The following is an 18168-nucleotide window of genomic DNA, read 5'->3' on the forward strand; positions in this document are numbered from 1 at the left end:
CCAAACAAGATGTCTCATTGTGTGATCCGAGGGAAGACCGGTTTCGCTCACGAGCAGCAAGCGGCTCAGCGGTGGCACCCCGCCGCCCACCCATATGATGTTTCAAGGAAGCCAAAATGCAACTAGGACCTGAGGAGATCCACATCTGGCAGGTGGACGCCACCCAGGACGTCGAGGCGGTGCTGCCCCTGAGCGGGGTTGAGCTGCACAAAAGTGCGCAATTTCGCCTGCCGCATGACCGTCGACGCTACCGCACGACCCGGACCGCGCTGCGACGAATTCTGGCGCATTACCTCAAGATCCCGGCGGATCGGCTAGCGATCCGCGAAAGCAGTGCAGGGAAACCTCATCTGGCGGCGCCGGCGCCGCTGGAGTTCAATGTGTCCCACAGTGGGGGGCTGGCTCTGATCGCCATCTCCCACCAACCAGTGGGCATCGACCTCGAAGTTATGGATTCGTCCTTGGACTGGGCTTTGCTCGCCGAGACCCACTGCCACCCACGCGAGCAGGCTTATATCGTCGGTGACGCATCGGCCGGCGCCCTGGATCGCTTTTATCGGATCTGGACCCGCAAGGAAGCGTATCTTAAGGGTATCGGAACCGGTCTCACGGTACCGCCGAGATCGTTCTGCACGCTACCTGAGTGGATCGACGCCTGGCACCTATACGACTGGCCCAAACCGCCCCCGGGCTACATCGCAGCGCTGGCAACCCCACTGTCACGACCAACGTGGACGATATGCGAATTCGCCGGGTACATCGACCGTCACGAGCCAATGTCAAAACCCAACCAAAGGAGAGCGCCATGGATGACTCGTTAAACCTCGAGGCCTTCACACTCCTGGCACCGCTGCGCATCTCGACCATTTTGTTTTCGATTCTACCGTGACAACTGTCCGAGTGAGCCTCAATTCTGCAGCCCTCCGGGCCAACCGCATCGAGCCGCACTGGAGCGGATGAAAACGACTAATGGCGACCGGCTCGGCCATATAATATTGACTCTTGTTGTCCAAAGAGCATCTGGTCGGCTACGACGGCACCTCGTGGCGCTGCAGATGCTTAGGCGGATACGCGGTCTGGGCTTGATGCTCGGTATGGAAATCGTCGATTCCCAATACGAGCCTGACAGGCACGGCCAGTTCCCGATCGACCTGGCGATGGTGCAACGCATTCAGCGGCACCGCTTTACGATAACTTATCATGGGTTACATCTACCGTTTTAAAAGCCTGTTGGTGCCGAGCCAAAATCGTTCTAAAGCACATAGACCCTGTCAATTGGATGTACGGACCACCACGCAAAATTGTTCACATCGACATGGATGCATACTATGCATCCGTCGAACAACGCGATGACCCGCGGCTGAATGGGAAGCCGGTTATCGTGGCTTGGGGGGGGACACGCTCGGTTGTGTGCGCGGCAAGTTATGAGGCACGCAAGTTCGGGGTACGATCCGCGATGCCGGCCGCTCAAGCCGAGCGACTGTGCCCACAGGCCATTTTCGTCCCACCGGATTTTATTCGATACAAGGCCGTATCGAGGCAGATTCGAGCGATCTTCTCGCGCCACACCGACTTGATAGAACCCCTCTCGCTTGATGAGGCCTATCTGGACGTCACCGTTAACAAGCAGGGACTTGGAAGCGCCACGGAGGTGGCCAAGGCAATTCGAGCAAGCATCCGCAACGAGCTGTCCCTGACGGCTTCCGCTGGCGTGGCCGCCAACAAATTTTTGGCCAAAATCGCCTCGGATTGGCACAAGCCCAACGGTTTACTCGTCGTTCGGCCCCACCAGGCGGCGGCGTTCCTCACTTCCCTGCCTGTTACTCGTCTTCCCGGCGTCGGCAAAGTTACGGGCAAAAGGCTGGCGCAAATTGGGATCGCCACTGTTGGTGAGTTGCGCACAGCACCGCTACCTGTCTTGGAATGTCGTTTTGGCCAATGGGGGCGCCGCCTCCATGAGTTATCTCTGGGTATCGACGAACGCCCAGTGGTCACGCAGCGTCCGGCGCTACAAGTATCGGCTGAAGATACGTTTGAGAGCGACCTCCGCCTGGATGAGCTCGAGCCGCATATTCGCCGACTCTCCGAAAAAACATGGCGTTCCTATCGGAAACAGCCCACACGGGTCGCACGCACGATTGTGCTCAAACTCAAGACGGCGCAGTTCAAAACGCTCACTCGAAGCCTTACCCTACCCACCCCGCCCGCCACGGCTACCGATGTTGCGGATATCGCCTGCGGACTGCGAGCGCGTGTCGATCTCTCTCCAGGAACACTCTACCGCCTAGTCGGTGTCGGCTTAGCCGGGCTAATCGATGCTGGGCAATTTACCGCCCAGGCCGATCTCTTCGCAGGAAATGAGTTGCTGTAGGAGAGAAAGCCCATCCTTTGTCGCAATTGAGATGGTCTCATCGACACCGTCCCCAGCGGGAACCCGGCAGACTACTTGGGAGCCATCACTCGAACCGGCGCGCCGGAATCGATGCCAAGGGCACGGCCGGTCGCCGCATCGACCACCAACTCATTGCCGATTCGCCCGGCTGGCACCAGCACGCAGCGAAACTCGCCCCAACGCGTATTGCTGATCAGCCGGCGCGGAGCGCTCTCGACAACCGGGCCGATGCGCACATGCAAACGCTCGCTCTGCCGCACGGAACGGATCTGCTCTACCCGGGCCTCCATCGTGGGCCCGGCGTCAAAGATGTCCACATAACCCTCGTAGTGAAACCCCTCCTCCTGCAGAAAAGTCAAAGCCGCCCGTGTGTGGTCATGAACGCGGCCGATCACCGCCTGTGCTTCGGGTCTGAGCAAGGGTACGTAGATGGGATTGCGTGGCATCAGCTCGGCGATGAAGGTCTTGCCTCGCGTTCCCGTAAGATAATCAGCGCGCCGAAATTCCATGGAAAAGAAATGCTGTCCCAGAGAGTCCCAAAATGGTGAACGCCCCCGCTCATCGCTGACCCCGCGCATCTCGGCCACTACCTTGGAGGGAAAGCGCGCGGCGAACTCGGCGAGAAAGAGGAACCGACACTTGGACAACAACCGGCCATTACCGCTGTGGCGGTAGTCGGAATGTAGATACAGTGAGCCGATCTCGGCACAGCCTGTGTAATCGTTAGTTAGATAGAGCGTCGGCACTACTTTGTGGACGCCGAGCTCACGCGAGGCGTGCACGACGGTGCTGAGACGATAGCTGTAGTAAGGCTCACTCAGACCGATACCGGCCTTGATCGCGGTGGTTCCCACAATCCGAGCGGTAGTGCTGTCTTCAAGAACAAAGAAAAACAACCGCTCTGCTGCACAATCGGCGCTGGCCGATGATTGTGCGAAGCTTTGCTGCGAATGCTCGATACGTTGGGCCAGGGCAGCGCGGTCGCGCGGCAACGATGTCAGCCCGACACCGGTACTCTCGACCAACGCTTCCAACGCCTGCAGATCACCCGGCTCGATGGGTCGAATACTCATCATGGTGCTTCACCCTTGAACGCCGCCCCGTCGCACCGGCCACTGGCAAGGCCAAGCAGCAGCAGCGCGCTCAGCCGGCTGCGCTCGATTAGACTCGGAAGCTCTACATACTCATCGACGCTATGGAGGCCCCCGCCGATTACCCCCATCGTATCGATATTCGGCAGACCCGCGGCACTGAGATTATTGCCATCGCAGCAGCCTCCCGTATCGCGCCAGGTGATATTGAGGCCCAGCGTCCGCCCGCAACGGCGCACCCAATCGAAAAGCCGCCGATGCGCCGCATCGAGAACCTTCGGCTTACGGCCGAAATCGCCATGCAAGGCCAGCGTGATGCCGTCGCGGGCGTTAATCACCTGATTGATCGCCGCTAGACGCTCCAACACCCACGCCTCGTCTACCGGATCGGAGAGCCGGATATTGAATCGAACGACAGCACGGTCGGGCACCACGTTGACCGGACCACCGCCGCGGATGAAGCCTGGGTTGACCGTCACCCCAGAACGGCGAGCGTTGAGCTCATCGACGGCGATCAGGAAATCAGCGGCGGCGCGCAGCGCATTGCGCCCGAGGTGATGCTCACGCCCGGCGTGCGCAGCCCGGCCACGCACGACGGCAGTGAAATTGCCGCTGCCCTTACGGGCGGCCGCAAGGGCGCCATTCGCCATAGCCGGCTCGTAGACCAGCCCCAAGTGGTTGCGTCCCGCCGCTGCGCGCAGATGAGCCGCCGAGCCCGGTGATCCCAGCTCCTCGTCCGGATTCAACACCACTTCCCAGCCGAGACGCCCCGCCCATGGGCTGCGCTCCAAGCATTCGAGCGCCTTGAGCATTACCAGCAGCCCACCCTTGAGATCGGCAACGCCCGGACCTTTGAGTTGTGTCGGACTGACGCGCTCCACCCGCTGAAACGCATGCTCGGTACCAAAGACCGTATCCATGTGGCCAACGAGCAGCACCCGCAACGGCGCACTCGGGTGTTTGTATACATTCAGCAATGGACCGAACTCGCAAACGCGTGGCTCTCCGTCGTCACCAATCCGAACGGTGGGTTCGAGCGCAACCCTGTGCACCTGACCACCTAGGCCGCCGAACAAGTGGCTTAGCTCGGCAGCGATGCGCTCCAGACCGACGATGTTATAACTGCCCGAGTTGATGTTCGCCAAATACGCCAGATTGGCTACCATCTCATCATATTGAGCCTCGAGCCAATCGAGGTGGGATGTAAGAGTCTTGAGCTCAGCCACGATAGTCCATTCCGCACCGGCCGTTCGCTTGACTGTGGTGTTCGGCAGCCTGACCGACAGTGCTCGACTTGCCTGGACCAGGCCACCCACCGAAATCAAAAAGTGTGCACAAATTCACATTTATCTTGCCTGCTGTGTCTATCATAAGCTGCGCGCCAGTTGGCATTTTTTTGCCCTCATCCTCTTTAGGATGAAGGGAATTCTTGCTATTTCGAACAGCACCTTACGCGCACGACAGCGTCTTAGGGCTCGTCAAGGAGGCTTGGATGGAGCGTCTATCTACAGGGGTCGACGGGCTGGATGAAATTCTGCACGGAGGGCTCATCCCGCAACGCTCGTACCTGATACGGGGCGGGCCCGGCCGGGGCAAAACGACGCTCGGGTTGCACTTCCTCACCGCGGTCGATGACGGCGAATCCGCTTTGTTCATCGGTTTTCAGGAACCGGAAGCGCAACTGCACAGCAACGCGGCCTCGCTGGGAATCGACGTCTCGGCGATCAATTTCCTGAGCCTCGCTCCCGATGCGCAGTTCTTCACCGAGCAGCAAAGCTACGATGTCTTTGCCGCAGCAGATGTCGAACAACAACCGCTTGTCGAAGCGATTATACAGGCGGTAGAGCACCATCGCCCAACCCGCGTATTCGTCGATTCGCTATCCCAGCTGCGCTTTCTCGCCACGGATATTTTCCAGTATCGCAAGCAGGTGCTGTCATTTCTACGCTACCTTACCCAACAAGGCACGACCGTATTGTTCTCCTCCGAGAGCAGTCACGAATTGCCCGACGACGACTTGCAATTCATCGCCGATGGCGTGATCAACCTGGAAGCGGGCGTTGCTGGACCGGTTATTCGAATATCGAAAATGCGCGGTTCGAGTTTCCGCTTCGGAATGCATCACATGCGCGTCGCCGACGGCGGCTTGAAGGTCTTTCCGCGCATGATCCCGGCAAGCAGCCGGCAGGCCGGATTCCAGTTGCAGCGTTGGGGCACAGGGGTAAAGAAAATCGATGAACTCCTACATGGCGGACTGGTGGCGAATACGGTTTCTTTGATTACCGGGCCATCCGGTACCGGCAAATCAACCTTGGCGGCTCTGTTCGTTGCCGAGGCGGCACGCCAGGGCCATCGGGCTTCGGTATTTCTGTTCGAGGAAGAAATTGCTTTCTTCCTACGCCGGGCGAAGGATCTCCACCTGCCGCTGGAGGAGCCTTTTGCCGACGGCCGGATCTTGATCGAACAAATAGAGCCCATGCGTTATCTGGTCGACGAGTTCATCATGCGGGTGCGCGAACAGATCGAGGAGGCTGGCGTCAAGATGGTGGTGCTCGACAGCGTGACCGGCTTCGAGGTCGCGCTGGGGGGAGAGTCCATTAGGGAGCGCTTGCACGCCTTCGCCAAAGGCTTGAGCCGCATGGGCATTACGATACTGTTGATCAATGAGATCGAGGCCACGACCGGAGCGTTCCGCGTCTCGGAGAAAAGCATCAGTTATCTCTCGGACAACGTAATCTTCCTACGCTACATGGAGGTCGACGGTATGCTCAAAAAAGCGATTGGCGTTCTCAAGAAGCGGCTCAGCAGTTTCGACAATCGACTGCACACATTCGAAATCGGCTCCCCTGGTGTGTTCAAAATCGGCGAGCCGATCCATGGCCTGCGTGGAGTATTAGGGGGAACCCCCATGCCGCAGGAAGAATCATAATGGCAGCGGCTATGATCCTGCTAATCATGAGAAAACCCGGCAACATACGGGTCATGCAGCATGCACTCGACCACCTCGGCCACTCGAGCAAAGGAATCTCCACTGAGGCGGAGTTGCAGGCGGCCTTGGCGGAGCCAATATCCCCGCGCCTGGGGGTGGTGGATGTGACTGATTTCAGCACCGATGTTTGGTCAATGTGTACCCGACTACAGAATCACAACATACCGTTCATCGTGCTCTCGGCACCGCAAACACTCAATCTCGACAACCACTCACTCGCTTATGGCGCCACCAGCGTTTTGCGCAAGCCGATTGCGAAGTCCGCATTGCTCCAGCTTATTCATGGCTTGGCGGCTTAGGGCCGTTGATAAAAACCCGACTGATAAGAACGCGGCCACACCACCTTGGCTAGGGGATATGCCGTAGTGACCAATACCGGCCTCTATTTCTCGAGATCTAGAGCCGGCCTGGAAAGGTGATCGACTATGATCCATCGCGATACTGCCCCCCGGGTTTGTTGGCGTGCCTCGAGCAGTAGCGTAATTTCAACCGAAGAGCTGACACCGTTGGATGAAAACGATTCCAAGCGAGTTCTGCTATTGGCGCGCTCGGGCGGCAATCGGGAGCAATTGTTGGCTCATCTGCAACGACGCTATGAGGTCATAGAGCCGGATGAGGCGGCGCTCTCCTTGGCACCGTTCGACCTCGCCGTCGTCGAGGCCACAAGTTTCTGGCAGTGGCGCCAACATCTCATGGAGGCCAAGCGGCGGGAAGAACCGGTCTTTCTGCCCGTGATGCTCGTCCTATCGCAGCGCGATGTCAGGCACAAACTCAATGCCTTTTGGGATGTGGTCGACGAGTTCGTCGTCGCTCCGATCAAGCGCCATGAATTCACGGAGCGCGCAGCCATGCTGCTGCGCACGCGCCAGCTGGCGCTGACCCAGCGGGCCCATCTGGCCTATTTGGCCAATCACGACCGCGCCACGGATCTACCCAACAAACACCTGTTCATGGACCGGCTCATCAACGCGGTGCGCGATGCCGCCGTCCTCGATACACGGCTGTATCTAACGGTGATTCATATTCCATTGACGCGGATTATGAAATCCTTGGGTCACCATGGGCTCGAGCGCGCTGCTATAGCATGCTCGGTACGCATCAAGGCGTTACTCGCAGAGGAACTCTCCCTAGCCAGGCTGACCACCGAGGAGTGGGGCCTGATCCCACGGCCGGGCACATCAATGGATGTGGTGCTCGAACTCTGCCGGCGCATTCAGGTGCTGGCCGAAGAGCCGATCACAGTGCTCGGCGAACACATCCACATCTCACCGCGAATCGGCATCGGAGTCTACCCGGACGACGCCGCCAATGCGGCAAACACGTTGGATTGCGCCATCGCCGCATTGTCTCAGGCCAAAGCCGAGCAACCGGTTTTTTATTCGCGCACCGTCCAGCACCAAGCACTTCGGCACATCCGCACTGAGGCGCGTCTGTATCAGGCGCTCGATGAAGCACAATTCGAGCTCTGGTACCAACCTCAAGTGCATCTTAGTGACCGCCGCCCGGTCGGCGTCGAAGCGCTGATACGCTGGCGACTACCTAGCGGCGTGCTGGTGCCGCCGAAGGATTTCATGGCAGTGGCCGAAACCACCGGCCTGATCCGTGATATCGACCGCTGGGTGCTCGATCGTGCTTGTGAAGCCATGCGCCGCTGGCGTAACACAGGTAATGCACCAGAGCGTATCTCGGTCAACGTCTCCGCCGAGGACATCAAGGCGGCCGACTTTACCGAGATGATCGTACGCACCCTGGATCAACATCAGCTTCCACCACCCACGCTAGAACTCGAGCTAACGGAGACCACGCTGTTTGAAATAAGCGACAAGAACTTAACCAAGCTCAATACCTTGCGAGAGTATGGAGTAAGTGTGGCGATCGACGATTTTGGAACCGGCTACTCCTCTTTGAGTTACCTGCATCGACTACCGATCACCACTTTGAAAATCGACAAGGCTTTTGTCGACGATGTGACCCACAATCTGACCAATCAAGCCATTACTCGCACAATCGTCTGGCTGGCGAAGAACTTCAATTTGGAAGTCGTCGCCGAGGGTATCGAAACTGTAGAGCAGGCTCGTTACTTAAAATCGCTGGAGGTACACACTGGACAGGGTTTTTTGTATGGCCGCCCGGCTCCCGAAACGCTATTACGCCAGCGATTCTGCGAGTAGGCGGCTTTAAGGGGGAGAATAGGACGACTCAGACAGACGATGATCTAGGTGGCCGCGCTGGGCCAACCAGTCCCGGAGCGCAACACCGGTCCCGTATGGCCACGGACGGAGTTGTCCCGGAGCCAGCCGGCGGATCTCCGCCAGTTCGGCGCTCAGCTTGGGCTCACCCTCGACACGCACATGGTAGACCAGTAGTAGCTGATTATTGCCGGGATTGGGATAGGTTCCAACGAACTCGGCGATAGTGCCTTGCAGGCCAAGCTCCTCCATCACTTCGCGCAGTATGCCCTGCTCAGCCGTCTCATCCGGCTCCAGGTAGCCGGCGAGCAAACCGAACTTGCCTTTAGGCCACCAAGCATTACGTACGAGAACTACACGCTCTGCCAACTCGACGATCGCGGCCACCACCGGCACCGGATTATCCCAGAAGACGAAACCGCATTCCGCAACCGTACAAGCTAGACGGGGACGACCGCCCAGCTCTCTACTGATAAGTTCGCGGCGGCACTGGGGGCAATACCGCCGGGAGTCGGCTGTCATCGCTCGCCCTCAAGCATTTGCTCCCTCGTTGATCGCCTTGATGCTCAGTCGGATGCGCCCCTGCCTATCCACTTCAAGAACCTTGACCCGGACCCGCTGTCCTTCGGCGAGTTCCTCGGACACACTCTCTACCCGACGATTCGAAATTTGCGAGATGTGGACCAGCCCATCCCGACCCGGCAGGATATTGACGAAAGCGCCGAAATCCATCAGTTTGGTCACACGGCCTTCATAGATACGCCCGACCTCGACATCAGCGGTCAACAGCTCGATGCGTCGTCGGGCTTCCTCGCCGGCCGCCTTGTCCACCGACGCAATGGTTACTGTTCCATCATCGACGATGTCGATCGTGGTGCCGGTCTCTTCGGTGAGCTGGCGGATCGTGGCGCCTCCCTTGCCGATCACATCGCGGATTTTTTCCGGATCGATTTTCATGGTAAGCAAGCGCGGCGCATAGGCCGACATCTCCCCGCGAGGTTTGGCAATAACCGCATTCATCTTCGACAAGATATGCAGCCTGCCCGTGCGGGCCTGCTCCAACGCCACTTCCATGATTTGACGGGTAATTCCGTTGATCTTGATGTCCATCTGCAGGGCCGTCACGCCCTCCTCGGTACCGGCCACCTTGAAATCCATATCGCCGAGATGGTCCTCGTCACCCAAGATGTCGGTCAGCACCGCGAACTCCGACTCCTCCTTGATCAAACCCATAGCAATACCGGCCACCGGCGCCTTGATTGGCACGCCGGCGTCCATAAGCGCAAGGCTCGTGCCGCAGACCGTCGCCATAGAGCTGGAGCCGTTCGACTCGGTAATCTCGGAGACCACGCGGATCACGTAAGGACACTCCTCCTGGCTCGGCATCACCGCCTGTATACCGCGCTTGGCTAAGCGCCCATGGCCAATCTCGCGCCGCTTGGGCACACCCATGAAGCCCGTCTCGCCAACGCTGTAAGGTGGAAAATTATAGTGAAGCATGAAGGGCTCTTTGCGCTCGCCCTCGATGGCGTCAATGATCTGGGCATCACGGCCGGTACCCAAAGTGGTGACCACGATCGCTTGAGTCTCCCCCCGGGTAAAAATGGCCGAACCATGAGTGCGCGGCAAGGTGGCAACCTCGATGCTGATGGGACGCACCGTTTTGTTGTCACGACCGTCGATACGCGGTTCGCCGCGCAGGATGCTCCCCCGTACGATTTTCTTCTCCAGCCCTTTGAAGGCATTGCCGATCTCGCGCTCGCTCCAGCCTTCGGTGGGTTCCTCGCCGAGCGTTAACCGGGTCATCACCTCCTCGCGTACAGCGCTCACACGATCAAGGCGTTCCTGTTTCTCGGCAACACGATAGGCTTCGCCAAGCGGGCGCTCGGCAATTTCGGTAAGCGCTTGCGCCAGGCGTTGATCCTTCTCCACCGGTGCCCAATCCCAACGCGGCTTGCCAGCCTCCTGGGCCAACTCGTTGATGGCCGCGATGACCGTTTGCATCTGCTCGTGGCCGAAGATCACCGCATCCAGCATGGTTTGCTCGGACAAGCAATTCGCCTCGGACTCGACCATCAGAACGGCGTCGGCCGTTCCTGCCACGACCAAATCGAGATCGGAGCTCTCCAGCTGGCTGAAAGTCGGATTGAGAACAAACGCGCCCTTATGGTAGCCGACACGCCCGGCCCCGAGGGGGCTATCGAAGGGGATCCCGGAGACCGCCAGCGCAGCGGACGCTCCGATCATTGCCGGTATATCGGCATCCACTTCGTTGTTCATCGAGATGACCGTGGCGACGATCTGAACTTCGTTCGTAAAGCCCGCTGGAAACAGTGGCCGAACGGGTCGGTCGATGAGTCGTGAGACGAGCGTTTCCTTCTCCGAAGGGCGTCCCTCACGTTTGAAAAAACCGCCCGGGATTTTGCCGGCGGCATAAGTGCGTTCCTGATAGTTGACGGTCAACGGCAGAAAATCACGTGGCTCGCCCTGGTCTTTTTTGCCTACCACGGTAACTAGGACAACCGTATCGGACATATTGACCATTACTGCGCCACTGGCCTGACGCGCGATCCGCCCCGTTTCGAGCGTTACCGTATGATCGCCGTACTGAAAAGCTTTCTTGACGGGAATCACAATCCTTTACACCTTCGATGTATGTATGTTTCGCCTACTTCCGCAGTCCGAGCCGCTCGATGATGCGCTGGTAGCGTTCCCGCTCCTTGCGCTTGAGGTAGTCCAACAGCTTGCGGCGATGATTGACCAACTTGAGCAACCCCCGCCTGGAATGATGATCTTGTTTATGCACGCTGAAATGCTCGGTGAGATGCTGTATCCGCGCCGTGAGCAGCGCGATCTGCACCTCCGGGGAACCCGTATCGCCCTGCGTGCGTTGGAAACCCTCGACGATTTCCTGCTTCTGCTCGGCACTAAGAGACATCGATCGCTCCTCGCATAGTTCCATTTCTTAAAATAAATGATGCATTGTAGCCATGCCCCCATGGCCTCACAAGCTAACTTGCCTTTCGAAAAGGAATTTTCCCGCCTGTCACGCGCCGCTCTCAGGTCTCGCTCACCAACCGCTTGGGGGCGACTCGGCCGTCCTGAAGAATAGCCCCCATTCCCAAAAAGCGATCCTTGCTCGAATAGAGCCGAACCCAGCCCTCAGCGGGTGCCTTGGGGATCCATACCGGCTGACCCTGCCGGATATAAAATGCGACCTCGTTCGATAGATGCAAAGCCGGCCAATGCACCAAGGCCGACTCCATAGGCAATAGTAAGGTATCCAACGCCTCATAGCCTTGTGCCGCAACGGTCTCGATGTCCTCCCAAGTGTGCATCCGCGGTGCTTCGTCATATGGCCCCAACCCAACACGCCGGAGCGCGGATACATGCGCGCCTGGTCCGAGGGCTTCGCCGATATCCGCCACCAGCGTGCGCACATAGGTTCCTTTCGAGCACAAAACCTCGAGATCGGCCTCGACACCCCGCACAGCGAGCAAGCGCAGTCGGTCAATCCGGATCGTACGTGGCTTGCGCTCTACCTCGAGGCCTTGTCGGGCCAACTCGTACAAACGTTGCCCACGGTGTTTGAGTGCCGAAAACATTGGCGGAATTTGCTCAAGCACACCGGTATAGCGCGCGAGTACGGACTGCAAAGCCGCACCATCGAGGGTGTCAACCGCTCGTTCGGCCAGCCGAGTGCCGTCGGCATCGCCTGTATCCGTCACGACGCCGAAACAGGCGGTAATGATATAATGCTTGTTGGCACCGAGTAGAAAATCGCAGACTTTGGTCGCCTCACCGAAGCAAATGGGTAACAGGCCGGTCGCCAAGGGATCCAGACTGCCGGTATGGCCGGCCTTGCGTGCGCCATAAATGCGCTTGACCCGTTGCAGGGCGGCATTGGAGGTCATCCCCTGCGGTTTGTCAAACAGCAGGATACCATTTAGGCGGCGTCCCTTACGGGTCATAATTCCTCACATCGCTTAACTGCGCGGTATACGAGATCATCCCAGTTCCGCGCCCGCCGACAGGGACAACGACGCCGACACATAACACCATTACAAAGGGATGCGCTGTTCGCCGCCAATGGACAGATAGGCACTCAATCTCGGTGGCGCGCCTTATCCTCGGCAACAGCCGCGTCGATCAAATGCGAAACTCGAGCGCTGCGCTCGAAACTATCGTCATAATGAAACCGTAGGGCCGGTACTGCGCGCAGTCGCAAACTCTGCCCCAGTAGACCGCGCAGATGGCGTGCTGCGTGATTGAGCGCTGCCACCGCTTGTTGCGACTCCTCGCGTTGGGCCCCGAGACGGGTCACCAATACATCAGCATAGGCCATGTCGCGGCTAAGCCGCACTTCGCTAACAGTTGCCAGCGCGACCCGAGGGTCGCTGAGCTCTCTGCGTATGAGTTGAGCAAGCTCACGCTGGATTTGCTCGCTCACCCGCCGTCTTCTGGAAAATTCCCGCGGCATGGCGCACCTCATTGCTTTTCGCCCGTTTGCGGACCCTTCCCACCAATGTGTCAGAGCGCTACCCAGCTGCCGGCGCGTGAGCAGCAAGCTCATCGGTGGTAGCCGTACTCCGCATTCCGGCGCGGGCTGCGCCAAAAAAGCTTGAGTTCGCCGCGCGCATCTCAACATGTCGTCTTCCCGAACCGCACAGCCAATACTCATCACCTGGATCGACCCGCTAGTGTGGCAATCCCTCGCCACAGAGCCTGCGGACTAAAGCTCACGCTTGACTTCGATGCGTTGATAGCACTCGATGTGATCACCGACCCTGACGTCATTGTAGTTCTTTACACCAATACCGCATTCCGTGCCGGCGCGGACCTCGTTGACGTCATCCTTAAACCGGCGCAGTGACTCCAGCTCGCCCTCGTAGATCACCACATTGTTGCGCAGCACACGGATCGGATTATGCCGCCGTACCACCCCATCGACAACCAGACAACCGGCCACCGCTCCGAGTTTGGAGGAACGGAACACATCCTTCACTTCTGCCAGACCGATGATCTCTTCGCGTGTCTCCGGCTCCAGCATGCCACTGATCGCGTTGCGGAGCTGTTCTATGGCATCGTAGATGACACTGTAGTAGTGCAGCTCGACCTCGTTCTCCTGCGCCAGCTTGCGCGCCTGGGCATCCGCACGCACATTGAAACCGATCAATAGCGCCTCCGAGGCGAGCGTCAGATTGACATCGGATTCGTTAATCGCACCGACTCCGCTGGCAATCAATTTGATCCGAACATCCTCCGTAGAGAGGTTCAGCAGCGATTGTTGAAGCGCCTCCACGCTACCCTGAACATCGCCCTTAACGACCAGATTAACGCTCTTGGCCTCCTCTTTGCCCATCTGAGCGAAGAGTTCATCCATCTTGGCAGCTTTCTGCTGGAGCCGTTTATCGCGCGATTTCGTCTTGCGGTATTCGGCTACCTCGCGGGCTTTTTTCTCGTCACTGAGAACGACCATCTCGTCGCCGGCTTCCGGCAGTCCCGACAACCCGAGAACCACTACCGGTATTGATGCACCGGCCTCCTTCACACGGTTTCCCGCTTCGTCAAGCAACGCGCGAACGCGTCCGAACTCGGTGCCGGAGAGAACGATATCGCCGCGACGCAACACCCCGTGACGCACCAGCACAGTGGCCACCGGTCCGCGTCCTTTGTCTAGACTGGACTCGATCACCACGCCGGTAGCTGGGCACCCCCCAACTGCCGTCAGCTCAAGGAGCTCGGCTTGCAGCAAAATCGCCTCCAGCAACTCATCAACGGCTTGCCCGGTCTTGGCCGAGACATTGATGAACTGTGTATCGCCGCCCCATTCTTCGGGGATTACCCCATGTTGGGTGAGTTCCTGCTTCACACGGTCCGGATCGGCATCCGGCTTGTCTATTTTGTTGACGGCGACGACGATCGGCACACCGGCGGCGCGGGCATGTTTGATCGCCTCTTCGGTCTGCGGCATAACGCCATCATCGGCGGCGACCACCAATATGACCACATCGGTGATCTGCGCACCGCGTGCCCGCATAGCAGTAAAGGCCTCATGGCCGGGCGTATCCAAAAAGGTGATCATTCCCTGACCGGTCTGGACATGGTAGGCACCGATGTGCTGGGTAATACCGCCGGCCTCACCTGTGGCTACTTTGGTCCTGCGGATATAGTCCAGCAAGGACGTCTTACCATGATCCACATGCCCCATGATGGTTACCACCGGCGCCCGGGCAACCCGCTCTCCTTCCGGCTCTGCCGTGCCGGCTAAGGCTTCGTCTTCAACGGCACTTTCCTTGACGATTTTGGGCCGGTGCCCCATTTCTTCCACCAGCAACACCGCCATACCCTGGTCGATGGTTTGGTTGATGGTGGCCATAATGCCCTGTTTCATCATCTCCTTAATGAGATCGGCGGCCTTGACGCTCATGCGCTGCGCCAGCTCGCCTACGGTGATCATTTCAGGAACGGCAACCTCCCGCACAACGGGTGCCGTCGGCTTCTCAAAGACCTGCTGAAGCTGCTCGCTGGCCGAACCTTTACGCACCCGCCTGATGCCGCGCAATACAGTGGGTTTGACTTCCTCGCGTGAACGCTTTTTACCCTTGCCTTTGCCACGTTCGGCCTTGCGTGCGGCGCGCTCCTCCGCTTCGCGCTCGCGGCGTGCCTCAGCCTCCAAGCGCTTGCGCTCGCGCTCCTCCTCTTTATCTTTCTTAACCCGGGCGGCCTCGGCTTCCGCTGCTTCTTCGGGCGTCAACGGCTGGGCGGTCGGCTCGAGCACCGCCTCGTCTTGCCCCACCACAGTTTCCTCGGCGACCGCTTCCTGCTCGGCTTGTTCGGCTTGTTCGGCTTGTTGCCGAGCTTCCTCCTCCGCGCGCCGATGGCGCTCCTCGACCACGCGGGCCTCCGCCTCCCGCAACTCATCCTGGAGGGCCTCCTCGAGCACTCGCGTCTCGCGCTCGTGCTGCTCGGCCTGGACTACGCTGCGCTTGACATAGGTCCGGCGCTTGCGCACTTCCACGTTGACCGTCCGGGAATGGCGCACGCCACGGCCGCGGTCGCCGGAGGAAGGCAGCGTAATCTGACTATGACTCTTGCGTTTGAGCGTGATCTGACGGGGTCCGGGACCGTCGTCCGCTTCCTTTTGACCATGGGCTTCGCGCAAATGACCCAGCAAAGCCGATTTATCCGCGTCCGACATAGGCGAATCGGGCTCCCTATCCGGCAGACCAGCATCACTGAGCTGGCTCAGGAGGCGATCGACCGGGATACCGATCACCTCCGCAAATTCTCTTACCGTCGTATCCGCCATAGATTCCTAACCTCCGGTCCCCGATTGGTCACGCTTCTCGCGCTGAGTCGGGACACTGTCTGCGCCGTCAGACGAGGACTACGCACCATATTTTCGCCCACGGCGACTTCAGATCGGATCGCCCAAATCGGCAAACCACGGTTCGCGCGCCTTCATGATCAGCGCTGCGGCGCGTTGCTCGTCCATGCCCTCGATCTCCATAAGCTCATCCACGGACTGATCGGCGAGGTCCTCTACTGTGACCACCCCGCGAGCGGCGAACTGCCAGGCAAGCGCCTCGTCCATCCCTTCCAACGCCAGCAACTCTGGAGTGGGCTTTGCGGGCGAGTCTTGTTCGACTTCGGCAAGTTCGCGAGTGAGTAGCGCATCGCGGGCGCGGTTGCGCAGCAATTCCACGATGTCTTCATCGAATTCCTCGATCTCGAGAAACTCGGCGACCGGCACATAGGCGATCTCCTCCACACTGGAGAAGCCCTCCCGCGCGAGTATCTCGGCAACCTCTTCATCCACATCCAGGCTGCTAACAAACAGTTCGATCAGCTCGTCGGCTTCAGCCTCGCTTTTGGCTTGCGCCTCCTCGGAGGTCATCACATTGAGCTCCCAGCCGGTCAACTCGCCGGCTAGCCGTACATTTTGCCCGCCACGGCCGATCGCCTGCGAGAGCTGCTCCTGCGAGACCGCGATGTCCATGCTGTGACGGTCTTCATCGACGATAATCGATTCCACCTCCGCCGGAGCCATAGCGTTGATTACATACTGCGCGGGATTTTCGTCCCAGAGAATGATATCGATGCGCTCTCCGGCCAATTCATTGGATACGGCCTGCACCCGCGAGCCGCGCATTCCCACGCAAGCTCCGACCGGATCGATCCGAGCGTCCAGAGCACGCACGGCAATTTTCGCCCGCTGACCCGCATCTCGAGCCGCCCCCATGAGCTGCAGTAAGTCCTGCCCGACCTCCGGCACTTCCAGCTTGAACAGCTCTATCAGGAATTCCGGTGCCGTGCGGCTAACCACCAACTGCGGGCCGCGGGCTTCGGTGCATATCTCCCGTAACCAGCCGCGCAGCCGATCACCCGGGCGCACCGCCTCTCGGGGAATCATTTCTTCGCGCGCGATGAATGCCTCGGCGTTCCCCCCCAGATCCAGATACACATGGCCGCGCTCGACCCGCTTGACGATGCCCGTCATGAGTTCCCCCTGACGGTCCTTGTAAGCCGTGATCACCTTCGCTCGCTCGGCTTCGCGCACCTTCTGCACGATGACTTGTTTTGCCGTCTGAGCGGCAATCCGACCGAACTCGACGGACTCCATGGGTTGCTCGATATATTGGCCTGCCTCGATGGTCGGCTCTTGCGCGCGAGCCTCGGCGAGCGCTATTTCCCGCTGCGGCACTTGCACCGATTCTGCGTCATCCACCACTAACCAACGCCGAAAGGTTTCATACTCACCCGTGGTCCGGTTCACCGCCACGCGCGCGTCGATATCCTCCGGATGGCGTTTGCGTGTCGCCGAGGCGAGCGCCGCCTCGACAGCCTCGAAGATGACTTCTTTACTGACGCCTTTCTCGTTGGAGATGGCGTCAACAACCAACAGAACCTCTTTGCTCATGTTCGCCTCTCCAGCCTCGCAGGCGTATCACGCTTCCAGCTCCAGATTGGCCTTGTCCACCCGGTTTAGCGGCACGCTAATTTCGATCCCGTTTTCAACGACGATGACACAATCCGCACGTAGGCCGCGCAAAAGCCCATGGATTCTACGCCGCCCATCCAAGGTACCCCGAATACGTATATGGACCAGCTCTCCGGCAAAACGCTCGTAATCCGAAGCCTTGAAAATGGGACGCCTCAGTCCCGGCGAAGACACCTCGAGGGTATAGCGTCCGCTGAGCGGATCCTCCACGTCGAGGACCCCACTGATCTGATTACTGACCAATGCGCAATCCTCGACACTGATACCGTCTGCCTTGTCGATGTAAATCCGCAACAATGCCTGGCTTTTACTGGGGCGGTATTCGATGCCAACGAGTTCATAGCCCATGGCCGCGACCACCGGCTCCACCACCTTCGTCAATGTGTCGAGCGCCGTCATCGGTTCCAAAAACAAAAAATGGGCCTATGGCCCACACACCGTAATCTACGACTCCCCCGGGAGGGAGCCAACTACAAAAAAAGGCCGCAAGCGGCCTTTTAAAA

The 18168-nt window shown here is 59.0% G+C and carries 16 protein-coding genes; 5 read left to right on the plus strand and 11 right to left on the minus strand.

All coding sequences use genetic code 11. The annotated features are described in order from the left end of the window. Positions 1-116 precede the first annotated feature (116 nt). Entirely contained in the window at positions 117-821 is a 705-nt protein-coding gene (locus NB231_RS16640; RefSeq protein WP_004999819.1) for a 4'-phosphopantetheinyl transferase family protein, read from the plus strand. A 207-nt stretch (positions 822-1028) separates the two neighbouring features. Here NB231_RS16640 and NB231_RS18270 read toward each other — a convergent pair whose 3' ends face one another. Then, positions 1029-1202 (minus strand): hypothetical protein, encoded by a 174-nt coding sequence (locus tag NB231_RS18270; protein ID WP_004999820.1) that lies wholly within the window; start codon positions 1200-1202, stop codon positions 1029-1031. 77 nt (positions 1203-1279) lie between these two features. Here NB231_RS18270 and dinB point away from each other — a divergent pair, with 77 nt between their 5' ends. Further along, positions 1280-2371: a DNA polymerase IV gene (gene dinB / locus NB231_RS03585; protein ID WP_004999821.1), complete on the plus strand. Its 1092-nt coding sequence runs from the start codon at positions 1280-1282 to the stop codon at positions 2369-2371. Between the two features lie 71 nt (positions 2372-2442). Here dinB and astA read toward each other — a convergent pair whose 3' ends face one another. Next, the gene (astA, locus tag NB231_RS03590) at positions 2443-3468 is read right to left on the minus strand and encodes an arginine N-succinyltransferase (protein ID WP_040661721.1); all 1026 of its coding nucleotides are present in this window, start codon (positions 3466-3468) and stop codon (positions 2443-2445) included. Further along, complete coding sequence (locus tag NB231_RS03595; protein ID WP_040661724.1) at positions 3465-4709, minus strand: hydrolase; 1245 nt, start codon at positions 4707-4709, stop codon at positions 3465-3467. The genes astA and NB231_RS03595 overlap by 4 nt, the downstream gene beginning before the upstream one ends. Before the next feature lie 266 nt (positions 4710-4975). Here NB231_RS03595 and NB231_RS03600 point away from each other — a divergent pair, with 266 nt between their 5' ends. From NB231_RS03600 to NB231_RS03610, 3 genes are all read left to right on the plus strand, one after another. Then, positions 4976-6412: an ATPase domain-containing protein gene (locus NB231_RS03600; protein ID WP_004999826.1), complete on the plus strand. Its 1437-nt coding sequence runs from the start codon at positions 4976-4978 to the stop codon at positions 6410-6412. 26 nt (positions 6413-6438) lie between these two features. Next, on the plus strand, positions 6439-6771 hold the full coding sequence (locus NB231_RS03605) for a response regulator (RefSeq protein ID WP_232210380.1): 333 nt from the start codon (positions 6439-6441) through the stop codon (positions 6769-6771). Positions 6772-6897: 126 nt separating this feature from the next. Next, entirely contained in the window at positions 6898-8643 is a 1746-nt protein-coding gene (locus NB231_RS03610) for a putative bifunctional diguanylate cyclase/phosphodiesterase (protein ID WP_004999828.1), read from the plus strand. A 6-nt stretch (positions 8644-8649) separates the two neighbouring features. Here the strand turns inward: NB231_RS03610 and NB231_RS03615 are convergent, their stop codons facing one another. The 8 genes from NB231_RS03615 to rimP form a co-directional block, all read right to left on the minus strand. After that, entirely contained in the window at positions 8650-9183 is a 534-nt protein-coding gene (locus NB231_RS03615; RefSeq protein WP_050756043.1) for an NUDIX domain-containing protein, read from the minus strand. Positions 9184-9192: 9 nt separating this feature from the next. Next, positions 9193-11295, minus strand: a complete 2103-nt coding sequence (gene pnp, locus NB231_RS03620) for a polyribonucleotide nucleotidyltransferase (protein WP_004999830.1) — start codon at positions 11293-11295, stop codon at positions 9193-9195. A gap of 34 nt (positions 11296-11329) precedes the next feature. Beyond that, positions 11330-11599, minus strand: coding sequence for a 30S ribosomal protein S15 (gene rpsO / locus NB231_RS03625; RefSeq protein ID WP_004999831.1), 270 nt, complete (start codon positions 11597-11599; stop codon positions 11330-11332). 121 nt (positions 11600-11720) lie between these two features. Further along, positions 11721-12632, minus strand: a complete 912-nt coding sequence (gene truB / locus NB231_RS03630; RefSeq protein ID WP_004999832.1) for a tRNA pseudouridine(55) synthase TruB — start codon at positions 12630-12632, stop codon at positions 11721-11723. Positions 12633-12766: 134 nt separating this feature from the next. Beyond that, positions 12767-13153, minus strand: a complete 387-nt coding sequence (gene rbfA / locus NB231_RS03635; RefSeq protein WP_332247688.1) for a 30S ribosome-binding factor RbfA — start codon at positions 13151-13153, stop codon at positions 12767-12769. Between the two features lie 240 nt (positions 13154-13393). After that, positions 13394-15973 carry a translation initiation factor IF-2 gene (gene infB / locus NB231_RS03640; protein WP_004999835.1) on the minus strand — a complete coding sequence of 860 codons (2580 nt, stop codon included), beginning with the start codon at positions 15971-15973 and terminating at the stop codon, positions 13394-13396. Between the two features lie 108 nt (positions 15974-16081). After that, complete coding sequence (nusA, locus tag NB231_RS03645) at positions 16082-17584, minus strand: transcription termination factor NusA (RefSeq protein WP_004999838.1); 1503 nt, start codon at positions 17582-17584, stop codon at positions 16082-16084. Positions 17585-17611: 27 nt separating this feature from the next. Next, positions 17612-18064, minus strand: a complete 453-nt coding sequence (rimP, locus tag NB231_RS03650) for a ribosome maturation factor RimP (protein WP_004999839.1) — start codon at positions 18062-18064, stop codon at positions 17612-17614. Positions 18065-18168: the final 104 nt, after the last annotated feature.

The sequence above is a fragment of the Nitrococcus mobilis Nb-231 genome (genome assembly GCF_000153205.1).
GTDB lineage: Bacteria > Pseudomonadota > Gammaproteobacteria > Nitrococcales > Nitrococcaceae > Nitrococcus > Nitrococcus mobilis.

Excerpts from the sequence above, each read along its gene's own strand:
- rpsO (WP_004999831.1), bottom strand. The coding sequence starts at position 11,599 with ATGTCTCTTAGTGCCGAGCAGAAGCAGGAAATCGTCGAGGGTTTCCAA.
- truB (WP_004999832.1), bottom strand. The coding sequence starts at position 12,632 with ATGACCCGTAAGGGACGCCGCCTAAATGGTATCCTGCTGTTTGACAAA.
- rbfA (WP_332247688.1), bottom strand. The coding sequence starts at position 13,153 with ATGAGGTGCGCCATGCCGCGGGAATTTTCCAGAAGACGGCGGGTGAGC.
- infB (WP_004999835.1), bottom strand. The coding sequence starts at position 15,973 with ATGGCGGATACGACGGTAAGAGAATTTGCGGAGGTGATCGGTATCCCG.
- astA (WP_040661721.1), bottom strand. The coding sequence starts at position 3,468 with ATGATGAGTATTCGACCCATCGAGCCGGGTGATCTGCAGGCGTTGGAA.
- NB231_RS18270 (WP_004999820.1), bottom strand. The coding sequence starts at position 1,202 with ATGATAAGTTATCGTAAAGCGGTGCCGCTGAATGCGTTGCACCATCGC.
- NB231_RS03600 (WP_004999826.1), top strand. The coding sequence starts at position 4,976 with ATGGAGCGTCTATCTACAGGGGTCGACGGGCTGGATGAAATTCTGCAC.
- nusA (WP_004999838.1), bottom strand. The coding sequence starts at position 17,584 with ATGAGCAAAGAGGTTCTGTTGGTTGTTGACGCCATCTCCAACGAGAAA.
- NB231_RS03610 (WP_004999828.1), top strand. The coding sequence starts at position 6,898 with ATGATCCATCGCGATACTGCCCCCCGGGTTTGTTGGCGTGCCTCGAGC.
- rimP (WP_004999839.1), bottom strand. The coding sequence starts at position 18,064 with ATGACGGCGCTCGACACATTGACGAAGGTGGTGGAGCCGGTGGTCGCG.
- NB231_RS03605 (WP_232210380.1), top strand. The coding sequence starts at position 6,439 with ATGAGAAAACCCGGCAACATACGGGTCATGCAGCATGCACTCGACCAC.
- dinB (WP_004999821.1), top strand. The coding sequence starts at position 1,280 with ATGTACGGACCACCACGCAAAATTGTTCACATCGACATGGATGCATAC.
- NB231_RS16640 (WP_004999819.1), top strand. The coding sequence starts at position 117 with ATGCAACTAGGACCTGAGGAGATCCACATCTGGCAGGTGGACGCCACC.
- NB231_RS03615 (WP_050756043.1), bottom strand. The coding sequence starts at position 9,183 with ATGACAGCCGACTCCCGGCGGTATTGCCCCCAGTGCCGCCGCGAACTT.